16 protein-coding genes are annotated in these 16402 nt (G+C 40.1%); 6 read left to right on the top strand and 10 right to left on the bottom strand.

What is annotated here, in order from left to right; translation table 11 throughout:
- Positions 1-22 precede the first annotated feature (22 nt).
- Positions 23-970: a M23 family metallopeptidase gene (locus tag CKV81_RS11595; protein ID WP_169842773.1), complete on the bottom strand. Its 948-nt coding sequence runs from the start codon at positions 968-970 to the stop codon at positions 23-25.
- Positions 971-1280: 310 nt separating this feature from the next.
- On the opposite strand from CKV81_RS11595, the gene CKV81_RS11600 reads away from it, so the two are divergent.
- Both CKV81_RS11600 and recG read left to right on the top strand, forming a co-directional pair.
- Positions 1281-2213: an NAD(P)H-dependent glycerol-3-phosphate dehydrogenase gene (locus tag CKV81_RS11600; RefSeq protein ID WP_258454603.1), complete on the top strand. Its 933-nt coding sequence runs from the start codon at positions 1281-1283 to the stop codon at positions 2211-2213.
- Between the two features lie 253 nt (positions 2214-2466).
- On the top strand, positions 2467-4551 hold the full coding sequence (recG, locus tag CKV81_RS11605) for an ATP-dependent DNA helicase RecG (RefSeq protein WP_258454333.1): 2085 nt from the start codon (positions 2467-2469) through the stop codon (positions 4549-4551).
- Positions 4552-4623: 72 nt separating this feature from the next.
- Here the strand turns inward: recG and CKV81_RS11610 are convergent, their stop codons facing one another.
- From CKV81_RS11610 to dapA, 8 genes are all read right to left on the bottom strand, one after another.
- Positions 4624-4860, bottom strand: a complete 237-nt coding sequence (locus tag CKV81_RS11610) for a hypothetical protein (RefSeq protein WP_095073420.1) — start codon at positions 4858-4860, stop codon at positions 4624-4626.
- Complete coding sequence (locus tag CKV81_RS13720) at positions 4857-5033, bottom strand: lmo0937 family membrane protein (protein WP_198409819.1); 177 nt, start codon at positions 5031-5033, stop codon at positions 4857-4859. The genes CKV81_RS11610 and CKV81_RS13720 overlap by 4 nt, the downstream gene beginning before the upstream one ends.
- Before the next feature lie 312 nt (positions 5034-5345).
- Positions 5346-7469 carry a PAS domain-containing protein gene (locus CKV81_RS11615; protein ID WP_157727416.1) on the bottom strand — a complete coding sequence of 708 codons (2124 nt, stop codon included), beginning with the start codon at positions 7467-7469 and terminating at the stop codon, positions 5346-5348.
- Between the two features lie 78 nt (positions 7470-7547).
- Complete coding sequence (locus CKV81_RS11620; RefSeq protein WP_095073424.1) at positions 7548-7994, bottom strand: response regulator; 447 nt, start codon at positions 7992-7994, stop codon at positions 7548-7550.
- 2 nt (positions 7995-7996) lie between these two features.
- The gene (locus CKV81_RS11625; RefSeq protein WP_095073426.1) at positions 7997-8554 is read right to left on the bottom strand and encodes a helix-turn-helix domain-containing protein; all 558 of its coding nucleotides are present in this window, start codon (positions 8552-8554) and stop codon (positions 7997-7999) included.
- Positions 8555-8698: 144 nt separating this feature from the next.
- Positions 8699-8959, bottom strand: a complete 261-nt coding sequence (locus CKV81_RS11630; protein WP_095073428.1) for a hypothetical protein — start codon at positions 8957-8959, stop codon at positions 8699-8701.
- A gap of 77 nt (positions 8960-9036) precedes the next feature.
- The gene (locus tag CKV81_RS11635; RefSeq protein WP_095073431.1) at positions 9037-9528 is read right to left on the bottom strand and encodes a GNAT family N-acetyltransferase; all 492 of its coding nucleotides are present in this window, start codon (positions 9526-9528) and stop codon (positions 9037-9039) included.
- Positions 9529-9599: 71 nt separating this feature from the next.
- The gene (gene dapA, locus CKV81_RS11640; protein ID WP_095073433.1) at positions 9600-10472 is read right to left on the bottom strand and encodes a 4-hydroxy-tetrahydrodipicolinate synthase; all 873 of its coding nucleotides are present in this window, start codon (positions 10470-10472) and stop codon (positions 9600-9602) included.
- A 114-nt stretch (positions 10473-10586) separates the two neighbouring features.
- Here dapA and CKV81_RS11645 point away from each other — a divergent pair, with 114 nt between their 5' ends.
- From CKV81_RS11645 to recO, 4 genes are read left to right on the top strand one after another with little or no spacing between them, the layout of a single operon-like run.
- On the top strand, positions 10587-11339 hold the full coding sequence (locus CKV81_RS11645) for a 5'-nucleotidase C-terminal domain-containing protein (protein ID WP_095073435.1): 753 nt from the start codon (positions 10587-10589) through the stop codon (positions 11337-11339).
- Complete coding sequence (locus CKV81_RS11650; protein ID WP_095073437.1) at positions 11339-12289, top strand: bifunctional metallophosphatase/5'-nucleotidase; 951 nt, start codon at positions 11339-11341, stop codon at positions 12287-12289. The genes CKV81_RS11645 and CKV81_RS11650 overlap by 1 nt, the downstream gene beginning before the upstream one ends.
- A gap of 3 nt (positions 12290-12292) precedes the next feature.
- Complete coding sequence (gene porZ, locus CKV81_RS11655) at positions 12293-14533, top strand: type IX secretion system anionic LPS delivery protein PorZ (protein WP_095073439.1); 2241 nt, start codon at positions 12293-12295, stop codon at positions 14531-14533.
- Positions 14533-15216, top strand: coding sequence for a DNA repair protein RecO (gene recO, locus CKV81_RS11660; RefSeq protein WP_095073441.1), 684 nt, complete (start codon positions 14533-14535; stop codon positions 15214-15216). Before porZ ends, recO begins: the two co-directional genes overlap by 1 nt.
- Here the strand turns inward: recO and CKV81_RS11665 are convergent.
- Positions 15166-16398 carry a hypothetical protein gene (locus CKV81_RS11665; RefSeq protein ID WP_157727418.1) on the bottom strand — a complete coding sequence of 411 codons (1233 nt, stop codon included), beginning with the start codon at positions 16396-16398 and terminating at the stop codon, positions 15166-15168. The genes recO and CKV81_RS11665 overlap by 51 nt on opposite strands.
- Positions 16399-16402: the final 4 nt, after the last annotated feature.

Raw genomic sequence — 16402 nt, forward strand, 5'->3', positions numbered from 1 at the left:
GATTTTGGAGGCTTTATCTTTTTTAGAAATTCAAAAACAGTTTTGGGTTTACCGGAGTGTTGTTTTTGTGCACTTCGTAGTGAAGGTGCGGGCCTGTCGAACGGCCGCTGTTTCCTGATTTTGCGATGACCTGATTTACTTTCACCTGATCATTGGTCTGAACCAGAATTTGTGAAAGATGCCCGTAAAGCGTCGCCAAACCGTTGCCGTGTGAGATAATCACGCAGTTTCCGTAACCGCCTTTCTGCCCTGCAAAAATTACGGTTCCGATTGCTGCACTGCGCACATCAGTGCCGTAAGGCACCGCGAAATCCATGCCTTTGTGAAACTGGATCTGGTCAGCTTCTGCGGGAGGATTATTTTTTTCTGTGGGAACTGCTTTGGATTTGTTTGCAGCCGCGGTTGCAGATTCTGGAATCACCGTTCTTTTAACCACATTTCCCAAGCTGTCTTTTTCCTCGATGATTTGCGGTTCGGGTTTTGCCGCTTCCATTGCCGGAGCTTTCACTGCAGCCATCATCACTGTCCTCTTTACCGGAATGGGGTTGATTCTTTTTCCGAAATTTGACGAAATATATCCTGAAGTAGGAATTCCCAGTGGTACTTGCTGCAACTTTTGCTGAAGATCTACCAGGTACTGGCTGTAGCGGTTGCTTACTTTTGCAAGATAGACGGCATTATCCAAACTGTCCTGATCCAGCGTCATTATTCTTTCATTGGTGATGTTTTTGGAAAGCAGAAATCCATTTATTTCCCTTACGCTGCTGTCGATCAGGGTTAGGTCATTTTTCATTTTGAGGTAATCGATGCTGTCTTTTTCAGTATTGATTTTCACGAGATTCACCTCGTAATTTTTCTGGTTCTTTTCAGTGAAAAGCTTTCCTATTATTAAAGCCTGGCCAAAAACAACGGCCAAAAGAATACCCAGCAGAATGTTTGCTTTATTTTTATTTTTCAAAAAATTTTTCATTCTTTTCATTTTTTTTGGGACTGCAAATTTAAATAAAAAATAAAAATTGAATTAGATCTTAATCGGAGTGGTTTGATTCTGAAAACATTAATAGGTTAAATGGCGCTATAAAATCCGGAGTCGCCAGCCACCTTATTTTTAATTATATTTGTAAATTACCTATTTCTCAAAAGCTATGGCGAAGAAAAAGACTAAGGAAGATGCTAAAACCGTAAAAACGAAAACTAACCCCGCAAAAACGGGTAAGCCACAGCAACCATGCAGTGTCGGCGTGGTGGGCAGCGGAAGTTTTGCAACGGCTATTGTAAAAATGCTCACAGAAAACTGCAAAATGGTACACTGGCACGTTCGCAATGAGTTTGTAAAAGGCGCTATCGAACTCCGGGGGCATAATCCTACCTACCTTACTTCAGTCAGCTTCAATACCAAAAATCTGAATATTACGACAGATATCAACGCGCTTGTTGCGGCATGTGATGTCATCGTGTTGGCGACCCCATCCATTTATCTTGCGCAAACCATTGAAAAAATGACCTGCGATTATGCGGATAAAATCTTTATTTCAGCGATTAAAGGTATTGTTCCGGAGCATAATGATGTCGTTGCTCATTATTTGAAAGAAAAATTCGATATAGGTTTCAGAAACCAGGCGGTGATTGCCGGTCCGTGCCACGCTGAGGAAGTTGCTATGGAAAGGCTGTCGTACCTTACCATCGCCACGGTAGAAGAAGAGGTTGCACAGAAATTGGATCAGCTGTTCACTTCCAGATTTATAAAAGTTAACAACAGCACGGATATTTTGGGCAATGAATACAGCGCGATCCTCAAGAACATTTATGCAGTCGGCGCCGGAATTGCCAGTGGACTTGGTTATGGCGACAACTTCATCGCTGTTTTTGTAACCAATGCAATCCGTGAAATGGAAACTTTCCTCGAGGGCGTTTATGAAGCGCCGCGCGATGTGAACGAAAGCGCCTATCTTGGGGACCTTTTGGTAACCGCGTACTCACTGTTTTCACGTAACAGGAATTTAGGAAATTTAATTGGTAAGGGCTACACCGTGAAATCTGCAATACAGTCGATGAACATGGTTGCGGAGGGATATTACGCCGCAGATTCCATTTACAATACCGCGAAGGAGAAAAATATTTCAACACCAATTATAGATACCATTTATGGGATTCTGTATGAAGATAAGAACCCGGAAAAACAGTTCAAAAAACTTACGGCAAAACTGACATAATTGCTTTTTTTTTTTTTGATTGGGGCGCATGCTCGCTCCCTCACTCCGTGCCTCCGTTCAGTCGCTCGCACCGGGCTTTCCGTTACAAGTCCTCGTGCACCGGCGCTCATCGCCTTCGGCGCTTCGCGCCCACGCTTACTCCGGGCTTTCCACTGCAATCCCTTGCGCATTGCGAGTCGGCACTCAATTTCGGGGAATCCCATAAAATCCATTGGTTACAAATCAAAAAAAATCCCGAAATTCGGCTTCAGTTTTGAATCTTGACACATCCATAGAATACCTCAAGGGCATCGGTCCCGAACGCGCGAAGCTCATCAAAAATGTGCTTGGTATTTCCACGGTGGAGGATTTTCTCAACTTTTATCCCATCCGTTATCTGGACAAAAGCAAAATTTACAAAATCAAGGACTTAAAAGAAGGTTTGCCCGATGTACAGCTGAAAGGAAAAATAAAGGAGTTAAAGGAGATCGGAACGGGGAGAACCAAGCGGTTATCCGGAAAATTTCAGGATGAGACCGGGACTGTGGATTTGGTTTGGTTTCAGTATTCCCAATGGCTCAAGGATCAGCTGCCTGTAAACCGGGAAATTCTCATTTTTGGTAAGGCCAGTTTCTTCAATAATCAGTTTTCTATGGCGCATCCGGAAATTGAGATCGAAGAAAAGCGTGAACAGGAAAATTACCTGAAGCCGATTTATCCAAGCTCAGAAAAGCTGACCAAAAGAGGGCTTAACCAGAAATTTTTTCAAAATTTACTGAAAAATATCTGCCTCCAAATTCCAATCCTCATTCAGGAAAACCTGCCGGATTATCTGATGAAGTTTTTGAAGCTGATGTCGCGGCAGCAGGCATTTCTCAATATTCATTTTCCTGAAAACATGACACATTTCGAGGCGGCCGACCGGCGCCTTAAGTTTGAGGAAGCCTTCTTTTTCCAGTTAGGTTACGGACTGAAAAAGCAATATCATCAAACCAATTCCCAAGGAAATCCGTTTCCGGTTGTGGGTGATTATTTCAACAATTTCTATGAAAATTTCCTGCCTTTTGACCTTACCAGTGCACAGAAAAGGGTTTTAAAAGAAATAAGAACCGATATGAAACGTCCGGTGCAGATGAACCGGCTTTTGCAGGGCGATGTTGGTTCAGGCAAAACAATGGTTGCGCTTCTTTCCATGCTCATTGCTATGGATAACGGTTTCCAGAGCTGTATGATGGCGCCGACCGAAATCCTGGCACAACAGCATTTCAGCGGGATATCCGAACTTTTGGCAGGCACAGGAATTACAGTAAAACTGCTCACAGGCTCCACAAAAAATTCTGAAAGAAAAATCATTCACGAAGAATTATCAGGCGGCGAACTTTCAATCCTGGTGGGGACGCACGCTGTTTTGGAAGATATTGTTCAGTTTAAAAATTTAGGTTTAGCCATCATCGATGAACAGCACCGTTTCGGGGTGGCCCAGCGTGCTAAACTTTGGGCAAAAAACCGCATTCCGCCGCATATTCTGGTGATGACGGCTACGCCGATCCCCAGAACTCTGGCCATGAGTTTTTATTCTGATCTGGATGTTTCAGTGATAGACGAGATGCCAGCAGGAAGAAAGCCCATCATTACCGCGCACCGAAAAGAAAAAGACAGAATTTCGGTTTACAATTTTTGTCGGGACGAGATTATTAAGGGACGGCAGATCTATTTTGTTTACCCTTTAATCGAAGAAAGCGAAACGCTGGATTATAAAAATTTAATGGAAGGTTTCGACCATATTTTACAGCACTTTAGCGATTATAATGTGACGATGCTGCACGGAAGAATGCTGCCCGCCGAAAAAGATGCAGCAATGCAGTATTTCGCTTCCGGAAAAGCACAGATTATGGTGGCTACCACGGTTATTGAAGTCGGCGTGAATGTTCCCAATGCCTCGGTTATGGTGATAGAAAGTGCTGAAAGGTTCGGCCTCTCCCAATTGCATCAGTTGCGGGGCCGTGTGGGGCGCGGAGCCGAGCAGAGTTACTGTATCTTAATGACTTCTGACAAGCTTTCAAACGAGAGCCGCAAACGCATCAAAACGATGTGTGAGACCAACGACGGCTTCAAAATTTCTGAGGTAGATATGCAGCTCCGCGGTCCGGGCGATATTCTCGGCACGCAGCAAAGCGGTGTTGTAGATTACAAACGGCTGGATCTGGTTCAGGATGCCAAAATCATCAAAGCTTCAAAAGAAACGGTAGAGAAAATCATTTCAAAGGATCCTTTTCTTAGCCATCCGGATCATCTGGCGATGAAGTATTATTACCAGAAACAATACCGCGGGAAAAATAAGTGGGGCAAAATTTCGTAAATAAAAAAGCCGCCTGAAAATGAATTCAAAACGGCTTTCCGATTTTAAGTGTAATATAAGTAATGAAGTTTTTTAGTCTCTGCTTCCGCCGCCTCGTGCTACTAAAGCTATAATAAGGATAAGCACTAAAGCTCCTATAACCCAAACCAAAGGATTAGACATCCAGTCGCCACCCATAGCTTCTCCCGGTTTATCAACATCCACATCCACCTTCAGATCCGGAGCTTTCTCCTGTGCGAAAAGGATGGCTGATGCAAACATTGTTAAAATAAACATTTGGGCTTTTGATAAAAATTGTAAATTTTTCATAATCTATTATTTGTTTTGTGATCGATAAATATTTTATACACTATTACTAAAACAGCTGCTAAAAAGACAAAATGAATTTCCCCGCCTGCATCAAAAACCATAAATCCTAGAAACCAGGTGATAAACAGTACCGCGGATACAACATAAAATAAACTGTTACTCATTGCTATCATCTGTTGTGCTTTCTTATGGTACAAATTTCATTGATCTTTGCTTTGTAAGCTTTACGTGTTTGTAAACGATTTTTATAAAATTTCCATAAAATAATCTTTTTAAATTAAAAAATAATCGCCCGGAAGCTTATTTATGGAATTTTATTCACAGAAAATCACTTTCCTTAAAATTTCACCACTTGTTTTAAATGATCGTTTTGTAATACAAATATGATTTTAATTTGGAAGTTTCTTATTACACAATTTTGAGTGTTACTTTCAAGATTCTGGAGGGTGCTTGTAGAAAGAATGATTAAATAGCTGGGTAATTTGCTAATACTGTGGCAGGAAGATAGTGAATTTGGCGCCAACGCCTGGCGTGCCTTCTGCATAGATATAACCGTTGTGGTTTTCGACAATTTTTTTGCAGATGGCGAGGCCTATACCTGTTCCCTCAAACTCGTCTTTGTCGTGAAGCCGGTTGAACAGTGTGAAGATTCTGTCGGCATATTGCTGTTCGAAACCAATTCCGTTATCGGTAAATTGCAGTTTGAAATAAATCTTTTTTGATTTTTTTAGAATTAACGGTTCATTATCGGACTCTACTTCTGTAACATGCAGGTCAATGACTGGCGGAACGCCCTTTTTGGAGTATTTAAGTGAATTTCCCAAAATATTGACGAAAAGCTGCTGGATCTGAAAAGGAATTACTTTGAGCATTGGTAAAGGCTCCAGGTTTACTGTTGCATTCTTTTCTTCAATGGTGGCTTGCAGTTCATCAGTGGCATTCTGCATCAATTCATCGAGTTCTGTATACTCAAATTTTTGGTCTGCTCTGGTAGAACGTGAAAACTGCAGCAAATCATCGATGAGTTTCCGCATTCTGCCTGCCGAAAACTGTATGCGCTCCAGATATTGTTTCCCGGAGTCGGAAAGGCGGTCGTTATCCTTATCGTAAAGCCTGGAAATAAAAGTTTCTATCTTGCGCAAAGGTTCCTGCAGGTCGTGGCTGGCCACATAATTGAAGGCCTGTAACTCTTTGTTATTGGCCTCGAGCAGGATATTTTTTTCTTCAATATTCTGCTTGTCGAGATATTCTTCGGTAATGTCCCGGGTGATGAAGAGCATATATTCACCAACTGCCGGATCACTGATTTTTTTACTGGTTACGGAATGGTAACGCAGTTTGTGGTCATCCGCACGGTAAATTCTGTGAACGAAAGCTTTTACTTCCTGGCCTTCGTACATTTTTTTTATGCGTTCATTTACGATGTGTTTATCCTCAGGATGTATGGCCGGAAGAAAATTCTTCAGTTCATGTTCAAAATTTTCCGGATTGAAGCCGTATAAGCAGATCAGGTTTTTAGAAAATACAAAATAATCATCTTGAGGGAACCACTGCCATGTACCGAAGGCACCGATTTTCTCGGATTCCCCGAAAGTTTCATTCGCAATGCTCAGGTTTTTATTTCTTTCAGAAAGTACCCAGTTAATGCTTTCGAGCTGCAGTTTGTTTTCAATGTCAGAAGTAACATTTTTGGTGATTCCCAGGACAACTTTCTCGCCAGTGTTCATTTCCACGATTTGTCCGGCGGACTGAAAATGTTTCAGTTTTCCATCCTTGGTAATGACCCGGTAGGTGAACGGCAGCATATTTTTGCCACTGATCATTTCCTTGGCCCTCTTGTTTACGTAATCGTAGTCTTCAGGATGTATATGCTTCATGAATCCCTCATACTTAGCTTCAAAACCGCCGGGTTCGTAACCCAGAATGCGGTATTCATTATCCGAGAAAGTGTATTGGTTGCTCTCCAAATCCAGAATCCATATTCCAAAATCTCCTACTTTTTCCGCCAGTTTGGAGGTGTCGAGTGATACCTGAAGGCTACGGTTGACCTGTTTCTGGATCTTTACATCTTTATTGATACGGTAAAATGCAAAACCCAAAAGTCCTAGAGAAAATAATGAAATGATATAGAGATAGACCGGTGTACTTCTCTGATCGAAAAAAAGCTGCGAGCGGCGCTCCTGGAGTATCAGTTTTTCTTCAAGCAGCATTTCCCGGATTTTTAAGGATATATCCCGTGTAAGTGCGCTGTCTTTTAAAAGATGAATTTTAAGTTCGCTCGAATTAGAGTCCTGAAGTATGGCTGCGCTGTCGGCGAGTTTTATTTTTTCAGAAACCAGCCTGTTAAGATCCTGCAAATTTTTTAACTGCTTTGGGCTATGTGAGAAAGATCGCCCCAAATCTGCAAGCTCTTTTTGTACCGCAATTTTCAGCGCCGGAACATTGTCCAGGTTTTGAGGATTGCCTGTAGCAAGGAAATGTATCCTTTCGTTTTCTATATTCTTTACGTTGGAATATAATTCTTCCAATTTAAGCGACACTTCGAAAGAATGGTTTACCCATTGGTTGTTTTCATTTACCCGCTCGAGGTGTTTGTAGGTGAGCCCCATTAAAAAAAAGATTAATGCCGTTGCAACAACAACAATTAATCTTAAATAAAACGTAGACGTATCAAAGAGTTTTTTCACTTAAAATCTCAAAAGAAAATTATCCTTGTTCATTCCCGATGTGTGGTACTGCCAGTTTATAGTCACCACGTCTGAAAGAACTTTTTTCAAAGTATTGAAATCGTTTGGTTTTTTGATATAGATATTGGCGCCGCTTACAAAAGTTTCCTCAATATGTTCCTCGGATGATGAGGTAGAGTAAATCGCCACCGCGATATTTTCAAATCTCGGATTGGCTTTGATTTCGTGCAGGCATTCGATGCCGTTCTTCTTTGGCATATTCAGATCCAGGAAAAGTATTTCCGGGAGCTGCGAGTTTTCACCGTTCAGGTAATCCATCAATTCAGCACCATCGTTGAAGGTCTGCACTTTTGTATTGATCTTCAGCTCATCGAACGCATCGGTGAAGAACAGTCTGTCGTCCGCATCGTCGTCTGCAAGTACAATGTAGGTATATTCTTTAGTCATATTTAGTTCTTGATTATGTTATCTCTTCTCTTATTTATAATTTTCTGGAACTGTGATGGCGTCATCCCGGTCGTGTTTTTAAATTGGGTGCTCAGGTGCGCTACACTGCTGTAATTTAAACGGTGGGCAATGTCAGTAAGCGACAGATTCTCTATGATCAGCAGCTGCTTCGCGTACTCAATTTTTTGGATGATAATGAAGTTCTCGATGGATGTATAAGTTACCTGTGAAAAAATATTTGAAATATAACCATAGCTGTGGCCCAGTTTTTCTGCCAGATAAACGGATGCTTTCACCTGCACCTGTTCTTCGGAGAAAATCATATCTACGATGACGTCTTTTATTTTCTGAACTAAAGCGGTCTTCTGGTTTTCAATAACTTCAATTCCGTACTCATCAAGCTTGGCGCGGAGCTGTTTTTCGGTGTCTTTCGACAGTTTTTCCAGGAGCTCTATTTCACCAAAATTCAGAATTCTGTAATTGATATTGAGGCTGTTCAACTGCTCTTCCAAAACTTTTTTGCAGATGGTGTTGAAGTCGAACTTCACATTCATTTTCATTCGTGGATAATTTTTTTGTAAAAGTAAATATACAAATAGTTTGTCAAAGTTTTAAATGGTGAATATTATAATTAACCTTCAACGAAAATTCCCGCAAAACCGGGAATTTCAAAAAAGTATTAACTTTGGTAGGAATGCCGACCGTTACGCAACCAAAACGAAATAATTATTGTTGATGTCGCGCTTCACCTTCAGTGAAAAATTACGCTGCAGTTCGCTGTAAACCAACAGGCAATGCTCCAGAAGGTTATCGAATTCTGAATTGAAATCATCTGATGCGAAAACCATGTGCTTGATGAGCTGGTCATCGATTTCTAATTTATTGTCGCGAAAATCAAGGCTGGTAATACCATAGTTTTTATAGATTTTCACAAAATATTCTTCAAGTGAGTTGAGGTTCTCCATTTGTCGGTTTTTAGTCTCACAAATCTCCGCTTACTTTAGATAAATGTGCTTACAGAATTATAATGGCAATTTATATTTTAAAGGATGAATTCCATCAGGTAATCATCCATAACGTACCCACCGCCGATATCGAAAACGCCTTCGTCATAAACTTTAAACCCCTGTGATTCATAGATCTTTCTGGCGCTGTTGTTTTTATTGACGTTCAGGATTATTCTTTTGTTACCGGTCTCCCCAGTCTTCTCTTTTAAAAAATTAATGGCGGCTTTCCCCAGACCTGAACCTTTTGCTTCGGGAATGAGATATAAACGGTGAAGTTTGGTTGTCCCCGGTTCGTAATGGTGTTCAAATCCGATAAATCCTACCGGTTTTTCATTGTTTTCAATCAAAAAATAATGGTAATTTGGATTCGTCAGGTGCGAACTGATTTCAGCGGTAGAATACATTTCGGCTAACATATAATCAATCTGTTCTTTAGAGAGAATTTCCGCATAGGCACTTTCCCAGGATGTTCTTGCAAGCTGCTGTATCAGGGCGATATCGTCGGTTTTTGCTTGAATAAATTTCATATTGTAAAAATATTAAAAAAGTGAAATCCACTGCTGAATTCCACTTAAAAAATTATTATTGAAGTCGTGAGTTACAGTTTTGCCATTTCTGCTTTGATTTGCGCCTGAAGACCTTCTGAAGCAGCTACCAACGGCAGTCTTAAATAATTTTTGATGATACCTTTTTCAGCCAGAATCGTTTTGATCCCGCACGGATTTCCTTCAGCAAAAATCAACCTTGTGATTTCAACAAGTTTGTTGTGGATTTCGTAGGCTTCTTTCACTTTACCGTCAAATGCCAGCTGCACCATCGTTGAAAATTCCTTCGGATAGCCCTGTCCAATCACTGAAATTACACCGTCGCCACCTGCAAGAGTTACCGGCAAAGTAAATTCATCATCACCTGAGACTAACGAAAAATTAGCCGGTTTTTGCCTTAAAATATCAAAATACTGCAAAATGTTTGGTGCAGCTTCCTTGATCATAAAAAGATTAGGAAATTCCTTAGCAAGACGCAGGGTTGTAGAAGTTTCCACATTTTGCCCGGTTCTTGCCGGTACGTTGTAAATGATGATTGGTTTCCCGGTTTCCGCCAGCATTTTATAATGCTGATAAAGCCCTTCCTGATTGGGTTTGTTATAATATGGCGAAACAGAAAGTACCGCATCGAACTCGGATAAATCGGTTTCCTCGATCTGTTTTTTGATGTCGAGGGTATTGTTTCCACCAATTCCCAAAACCAGTGGCAGGCGTTTGCTGGTGGTCTTTACGATATGATCTGTAACCTGTTTCTTTTCTTCCGCGGAAAGTGTTGCAGCTTCTGCAGTAGTTCCCAAAACTACTAGATAATTGGTTCCATTCTCGATATTGTACTCTACAAGCTTGGTAAGCGAGTCGAAATCTACGGATAAATCTTCATTAAAGGGTGTAACCAGCGCAACACCAACGCCTTTTAATCTGCTCATTGGTAAAAAATTATTAAGTTTCAAATTTATGGAATTTAGAGTAAAGAAATAGGTTAAAAACATTTAAATAATTATACATATAATTATATTTGCAGGTATAAGTTTTTACTAAAAATGAAAAACAGAATTATAGTTCTCGGATTTGCATCTATGGCGCTTGTTTCTTGCAGAACGCCGATGAATCTAACCAATATCCAGACCCAGAAAAACATCAGCATCGCACAGTCAATCCCTGAAGACGGCGCTACAGCAATGGTGATTGAGCCCTACAAGAAGTCTTTGGAATCTCAAATGGATACCAAAATTTCCTATACCAACGCTGAACTCACAAAACAGGGCGACAACAGCAGCTTGGGGAACCTTCTCGCAGATTATACGTTTCAGGGCGCGAAAGAATGGGCTGCAAAAAACAATGTCGCAAAAATTGACGGTGCGGTCATCAATATCGGCGGTATCAGAACCAATATCGGTAAAGGGGACATTCTCCTGAGGCATATTTATGAAGTGATGCCGTTTGAGAACGAACTGGTAATCGTGAAAATGACGGGTGCGCAACTGCAGGCAATGTTCGGTTATTACCTTCAAACCCAAAAGAATAACCCGGTTTCAAATATGGTTATTGAAACTGAAGCCGGCAAGATCAATAAAGCGCTGATCAACGGTGCAGCGGTTGATCCGGCACAAACTTATTTTATCGCGACATCCGATTACTTGGCTTTGGGTGGTGATAATATGAAGTTTTTCAGCGCAGGTGAAATGATTTCTACGGGCGTGAAACTACGCGATTTATACATCGAAAAATTCAAACAAAATCCAAATGTAACTGCTCCAGCAGATTTAAGATTAATTTTTAAAGGCAAAAAGTGATGAACAGGAAAGAATTTTTAAAAATAGCAGGTGCCGGAAGTTTGGCAATGACGTTTGCCCCAAATTTACTTTTGGCCAAAAATAATTTGTTTGCAGATACCCCTCACAAACTGACCATCTTACACACCAATGATCAGCACAGCAGGATTGAACCATTCGATTCATCGGCCGGCAGGAACGCAAATCAGGGTGGTTTTGCCAGAAGAGCGCACCTGATAAAAGAAATCAGAAAAACGGAAAATAATGTTCTGCTTCTGGATTCGGGAGATATTTTTCAGGGAACGCCATATTTTAATCTCTTTGGTGGTGAACTGGAATTTAAACTGATGTCGATGATGGGTTATGATGCCTCTACGATGGGCAATCACGATTTCGATAACGGTTTGGAAGGGTTTGTTAAAGTTTTGCCAAATGCAAAATTTCCCTTTATAACTTCAAATTACGACTTCACCAATACCATCGTAGACGGAAGAACTGAAAAGTATAAGATTTTTGTTAAAAACGGCATCAGAGTTGGGATTTTTGGTGTCGGAATAGAGCTGGACGGTCTTGTAGGTAAGAAGCAGTATAAAGAAACAAAGTATCTGAATCCTGTTGAAATTGCTCAACAATATTCAGAATTTTTAAAGAACGATAAAAAATGCGACCTGGTGATCTGTCTTTCGCATTTGGGCTACAAATACGATAATGACAATAAAGTTTCAGACATCACACTGGCTTCCCAAACCGAAAATATTGATTTAATCCTGGGCGGGCACACGCACACCTTCCTTTCTGAGCCGCAGAAATATACGAACAGGGCAGGGAAATCCGTTCTTATAAATCAGGTTGGTTTTGCGGGGCTTCTTTTGGGAAGGCTTGATTTCTTCTTTGATAAAAACAAAAATGTAAAAAATATCACCTGGAATAATCAGGTTATCGACTCCAAGCTTGATGCTGTTCTGGTTTAGCAAATGAAAAAAATATTATCCGTTTTTACAGTTTTCAGTTTTCTGATTTTGCAGTCGCAGGTGATCTCTTCGAGCCGGTGGACCGACTTGTTTTCGTATAACAATGTGCTGCATATCCGCGAAGACAACGGCAAGCTGATTGCAGCAACCGAAAACGGAATATTATTCTACACGCCCAAGACGGGTGAACTTACCAAGCTTTCCAAGGCAAACGGCCTTCACGAAGTTAAAATTTCAGCTTTCGATTACAACCCTGAAACAAAAACCGGACTCGTAGGTTATGTGAACGGAACGATGGATGTGATAAAGCCCGACGGAATTACATATGTTGTGGATATTCCTTTAGCCACCGGATATACGGGTTCAAAAAAAATCAACCATATTTCGATCACCGGCAACCGTGCGGTAGTTTCGGTGAATTATGGCGTCTCTATTTTTGATCTTGAAAAAAAAGAATTTGGTGATACCTCATTTTTTATTTCAAACGGCGTTTATATTCCTGCAATAGAATCTGTTATAAAAGACAATACGGTTTATGCGGTGACAGCTTCTGCAGTAAAGAAACACGAAATTAATGTCACTTTCCCGATCTATTCCAGTTGGAGCGACGCTGAGGTGGGAAGTTTCAATCATATTGACATTGAAAATAATCTCATTGCTCTGGCAGGTACAAACCAGGTTCTGTATGGTGATGGTAATTCTTTCAGCCCGATTCCTCAGGGATTTTCAGCAATAAAAGATGTAACGGTTACGCCGCAGAATATTCTGGTAACAGATGCTGAAACTGCATTTTCGTTTTCAAGAACAGGAGCTGCAGCAGGAACTTTAGAAGCCAAAGAAAATCTCAATTCTTCCTGGATCAGCGATGGTAAAATCTACGCCGCCACCGAGCATTCAGGGATTTTTGATTCGGGCTTGAAATCTTATAAACCGGATGGGCCGTATAATAACCAGTCTTACAAAATTTTCCTTAAAAAGGATAAAATGTGGGTGGCTTCAGGCGCATATTCAGGGCTTTATCCTTCAAAACTCGGTTATTATTACTTTGACGGGAAAAGCTGGATTTATCCTGATTATTTTAAACTTAATCCTGACAATTTTTCATTTAACATTACCGATATCGCTGTAAACCCAGCCGATGACACAGAACTTTTTTTTACAAATTCTTTGCAGAAAAATCCGGAAAAAGGAATTTTCCGGATGAAAAACGACAAATTTGTAAAACTTTATAACGAACCACATATTTCGTATATCAGAGTCCCAATCAATGTGGAATATGATGAGAACAACGAGCTTTTCAGTACCAAATTGTGGCATGAATTTAATGCCAATGGCTGGGGCGTCAATATTTCTTTACAACACTACGACAAGGTTACGGATACTTTTGTAGATTATCCTAAAATTCACTCTAATCAGGTACAGAACCTTCTGCTTAATGATGGAATCGCATATATTGCCTCACCAGATGAACTTGGTGGAAGTATGGTTCTTTACAAGTACAACAGAACAGCTTCAGTTAACGATGACAAATCCAAACTTTTGCTTGCGGAAAATGGCATTCCGACCGGAGCTGTTTGCTCAGCTATCGATAAAACAGGAGATTTATGGATCGGCACGGCATCAGGTTTAAAAATTCTAAGAAACCCAGCAGCTGCGATTGATGAATTAAAGCCTAAAGCTGAACCGGTTATTATTGTTCAAAATGGCATTGCGGAAGAGCTTTTCAGGGATAGTAAGATTTTAAATATTACTGTGGACTCCGGTAATTTTAAATGGATTTCGATTGAAGAAGGAGGTGTCTATTATTTGAGCCCCAATGGTGAAAGAACGGTTGAGCATTTTACCCGCGGTAATTCTCCGTTGCCGGTTGATAATATTACGGATATCCAGATAGATGAGTCTGCTGGTGAAGTTTTTTTTGTAAGCCGTGAAGGTATTGTTTCCTACAAAGGGAACTTGTCAAATGTGACGGAAAATTTTGGTAATGTGATCGTTTACCCGAATCCGGTAGTCCAGGCTAATTACAAAGGTAATGTAAAAATAAAAGGCCTTGCCGAAAGGACAAATATCAGAATTACAGATGCGGGCGGAAACCTCGTTCACCAAGCTGTGGCAAGAGGCGGTTATTATGAGTGGGACCTTACAAATCGTGGAAAAAGAGTTGCTTCAGGAATTTATTTTGTTTTGATGACAAACGCAGATGGCACCGATAAGGCAACTGCAAAAATAGCGGTCGTAAACTGATGGTTCACTCAGAAAACGGTTTTCTTCTTTCCTATATCAAATATGGCGACGCCGATGCGGTCCTGCACTCTTTCACTAAGGAAAAGGGCTTTAGGAGTTATTTTATAAAGTCAGTTTTCACGCAGAAAAGCAGAAAAAAAAGCTATCTACAACCCTTAAATGAATTGAATTTTAAAATTAGGGATAAATCATCGTCATCAATGCCGGAAGTTTTAAGCATTGAACCACTTAGAATTGTTGAAAGCCCCGGCAGCAAATCAGATTCAGTTTTATTTTTTGTAAGTGAGTTTCTAAACCATATTTTGAGGGATGAAACCGAAGGACAGTTAGTTTATTACGAAGTTTGCAAACTACTAACAGAGATTGAAAACCGAAATTACAGTGCTCATCTGGTTTTTATGGTTAAATTATTGAAAGTATTGGGCGTTGCGCCATTTATTTCTGAGGGTAAATTTTTGGATGCGGATGGAGGAGTTTTTACAGATGAGCCCGTGAACTCTCTTTATTCTGAAACTGTCTCAAATTACTGGAAAAATATCCTCTCTGAAAGCGAACCGTATCAAATAAAAATAGAAAGCTTGAGCAGGCCCGCGGTACTTGACAGTATTCTTTTTTATTACAGTTGCCACCATTCAGGCTTTAAAACGCCTAAGTCTCTTGAAATTATCAGACAGTTGTGGTAATTTCTGTTCCAGCAGTTTTCCCGACATAATTAAAACTACTGGTAATACTTGCGTGAAATATTTTTCCCATATCTGAAAATTTACCATCATCGCGGCAAGGAAAATGATCAGATAAATAAGCGAAAATCTGTGAAAGTCCAGAGATTTCAGATTATATCTTCTGAGGAAAAATTCTTTTACAAAAAGATAAAACAGCACGCTCCCAAAAAGGAAGGATAAATAAAGCAGCAAATGCTTAACTATATTGTTTCCAAAAATCAGCGTAACCAGTTTATCGAAAAGCCCAACAGTATGAAATCCGTCCTGAACAGCAATAAAGGATGGAGCAACAGGAAATAAATTGTAATAAAATAAGGTGAAGATTATTATAAAATACCACTCTTTTTTTGATATTTTACTGTGCCAAATTATGAACCCGGAAATTGGCAAAACAAAGATGAAAATACAATAAATATAAACTGGCAGCGACTCGGCATAAAAAATAAACGGAACAGCAGTCAACTTTTCAGACATTGCACCGACCGGGCTAAAACCTCGCCACATTATGAAAAGAGGGATTATAGTTGCACTTCCCAACGCCAAGGATAAAAGCATTTTTAAGTTTAATCCCTGATCTTTAGAAGCTAGAAGCAGATAATAGATTCCCGCAGCTCCGACGATGAGGATATTGTATTGGCGTGTGTAGATCAGAAGAGATGCCGCTAAAAATGCAAGCATATAATGATTTTTATAAACGGCGAAAAGAAAACCAACAATCAGTAAGTTTGACAGCCCGTCGGTAAAAACCAACCCGTTAAACCCTACAATATATGGGTTTAAAAGCCAGATAATAAAAAGGCCCCAGTAAATAAATGGTTGCCGCAAAATATTCTTCAGAAGTACAAAAAAAAATGTGTGCGTAAAAAATCCAATTATTAGCGAGACAATTCTTACGGTATGCAGATCAGTCCCAAAAGTTTTTGCAAACCAGCCATAAATGATAAAAGTTAAAGGTGTAATTAGTTCATCATAGCTCAGGATCGTACCCCAGGTCAAGTTCTTACTGAAATTCACTATTGTTTCGTAAAAATGGTGCTCATCGCCGGTTATTGGTTTTTTCAGAACAATGAAAAAATAGCATAGCAATTCATAAAGAATCACTAAAATTATAGCTGTCGAAAACTCACAGAATTTATTTCTCACACTA

The sequence above is a fragment of the Chryseobacterium taklimakanense genome (assembly GCF_900187185.1).
GTDB lineage: Bacteria > Bacteroidota > Bacteroidia > Flavobacteriales > Weeksellaceae > Planobacterium > Planobacterium taklimakanense.

Coding starts and splice junctions, on each gene's coding strand:
- CKV81_RS11595 (WP_169842773.1), bottom strand. CDS start 970: ATGAAAAATTTTTTGAAAAATAAAAATAAAGCAAACATTCTGCTGGGT.
- CKV81_RS11600 (WP_258454603.1), top strand. CDS start 1,281: ATGCTCACAGAAAACTGCAAAATGGTACACTGGCACGTTCGCAATGAG.
- CKV81_RS11610 (WP_095073420.1), bottom strand. CDS start 4,860: ATGAAAAATTTACAATTTTTATCAAAAGCCCAAATGTTTATTTTAACA.
- CKV81_RS13720 (WP_198409819.1), bottom strand. CDS start 5,033: ATGATAGCAATGAGTAACAGTTTATTTTATGTTGTATCCGCGGTACTG.
- CKV81_RS11615 (WP_157727416.1), bottom strand. CDS start 7,469: ATGGGGCTCACCTACAAACACCTCGAGCGGGTAAATGAAAACAACCAA.
- CKV81_RS11620 (WP_095073424.1), bottom strand. CDS start 7,994: ATGACTAAAGAATATACCTACATTGTACTTGCAGACGACGATGCGGAC.
- CKV81_RS11625 (WP_095073426.1), bottom strand. CDS start 8,554: ATGAAAATGAATGTGAAGTTCGACTTCAACACCATCTGCAAAAAAGTT.
- CKV81_RS11630 (WP_095073428.1), bottom strand. CDS start 8,959: ATGGAGAACCTCAACTCACTTGAAGAATATTTTGTGAAAATCTATAAA.
- CKV81_RS11635 (WP_095073431.1), bottom strand. CDS start 9,528: ATGAAATTTATTCAAGCAAAAACCGACGATATCGCCCTGATACAGCAG.
- dapA (WP_095073433.1), bottom strand. CDS start 10,472: ATGAGCAGATTAAAAGGCGTTGGTGTTGCGCTGGTTACACCCTTTAAT.
- CKV81_RS11645 (WP_095073435.1), top strand. CDS start 10,587: ATGAAAAACAGAATTATAGTTCTCGGATTTGCATCTATGGCGCTTGTT.
- CKV81_RS11650 (WP_095073437.1), top strand. CDS start 11,339: ATGAACAGGAAAGAATTTTTAAAAATAGCAGGTGCCGGAAGTTTGGCA.
- porZ (WP_095073439.1), top strand. CDS start 12,293: ATGAAAAAAATATTATCCGTTTTTACAGTTTTCAGTTTTCTGATTTTG.
- recO (WP_095073441.1), top strand. CDS start 14,533: ATGGTTCACTCAGAAAACGGTTTTCTTCTTTCCTATATCAAATATGGC.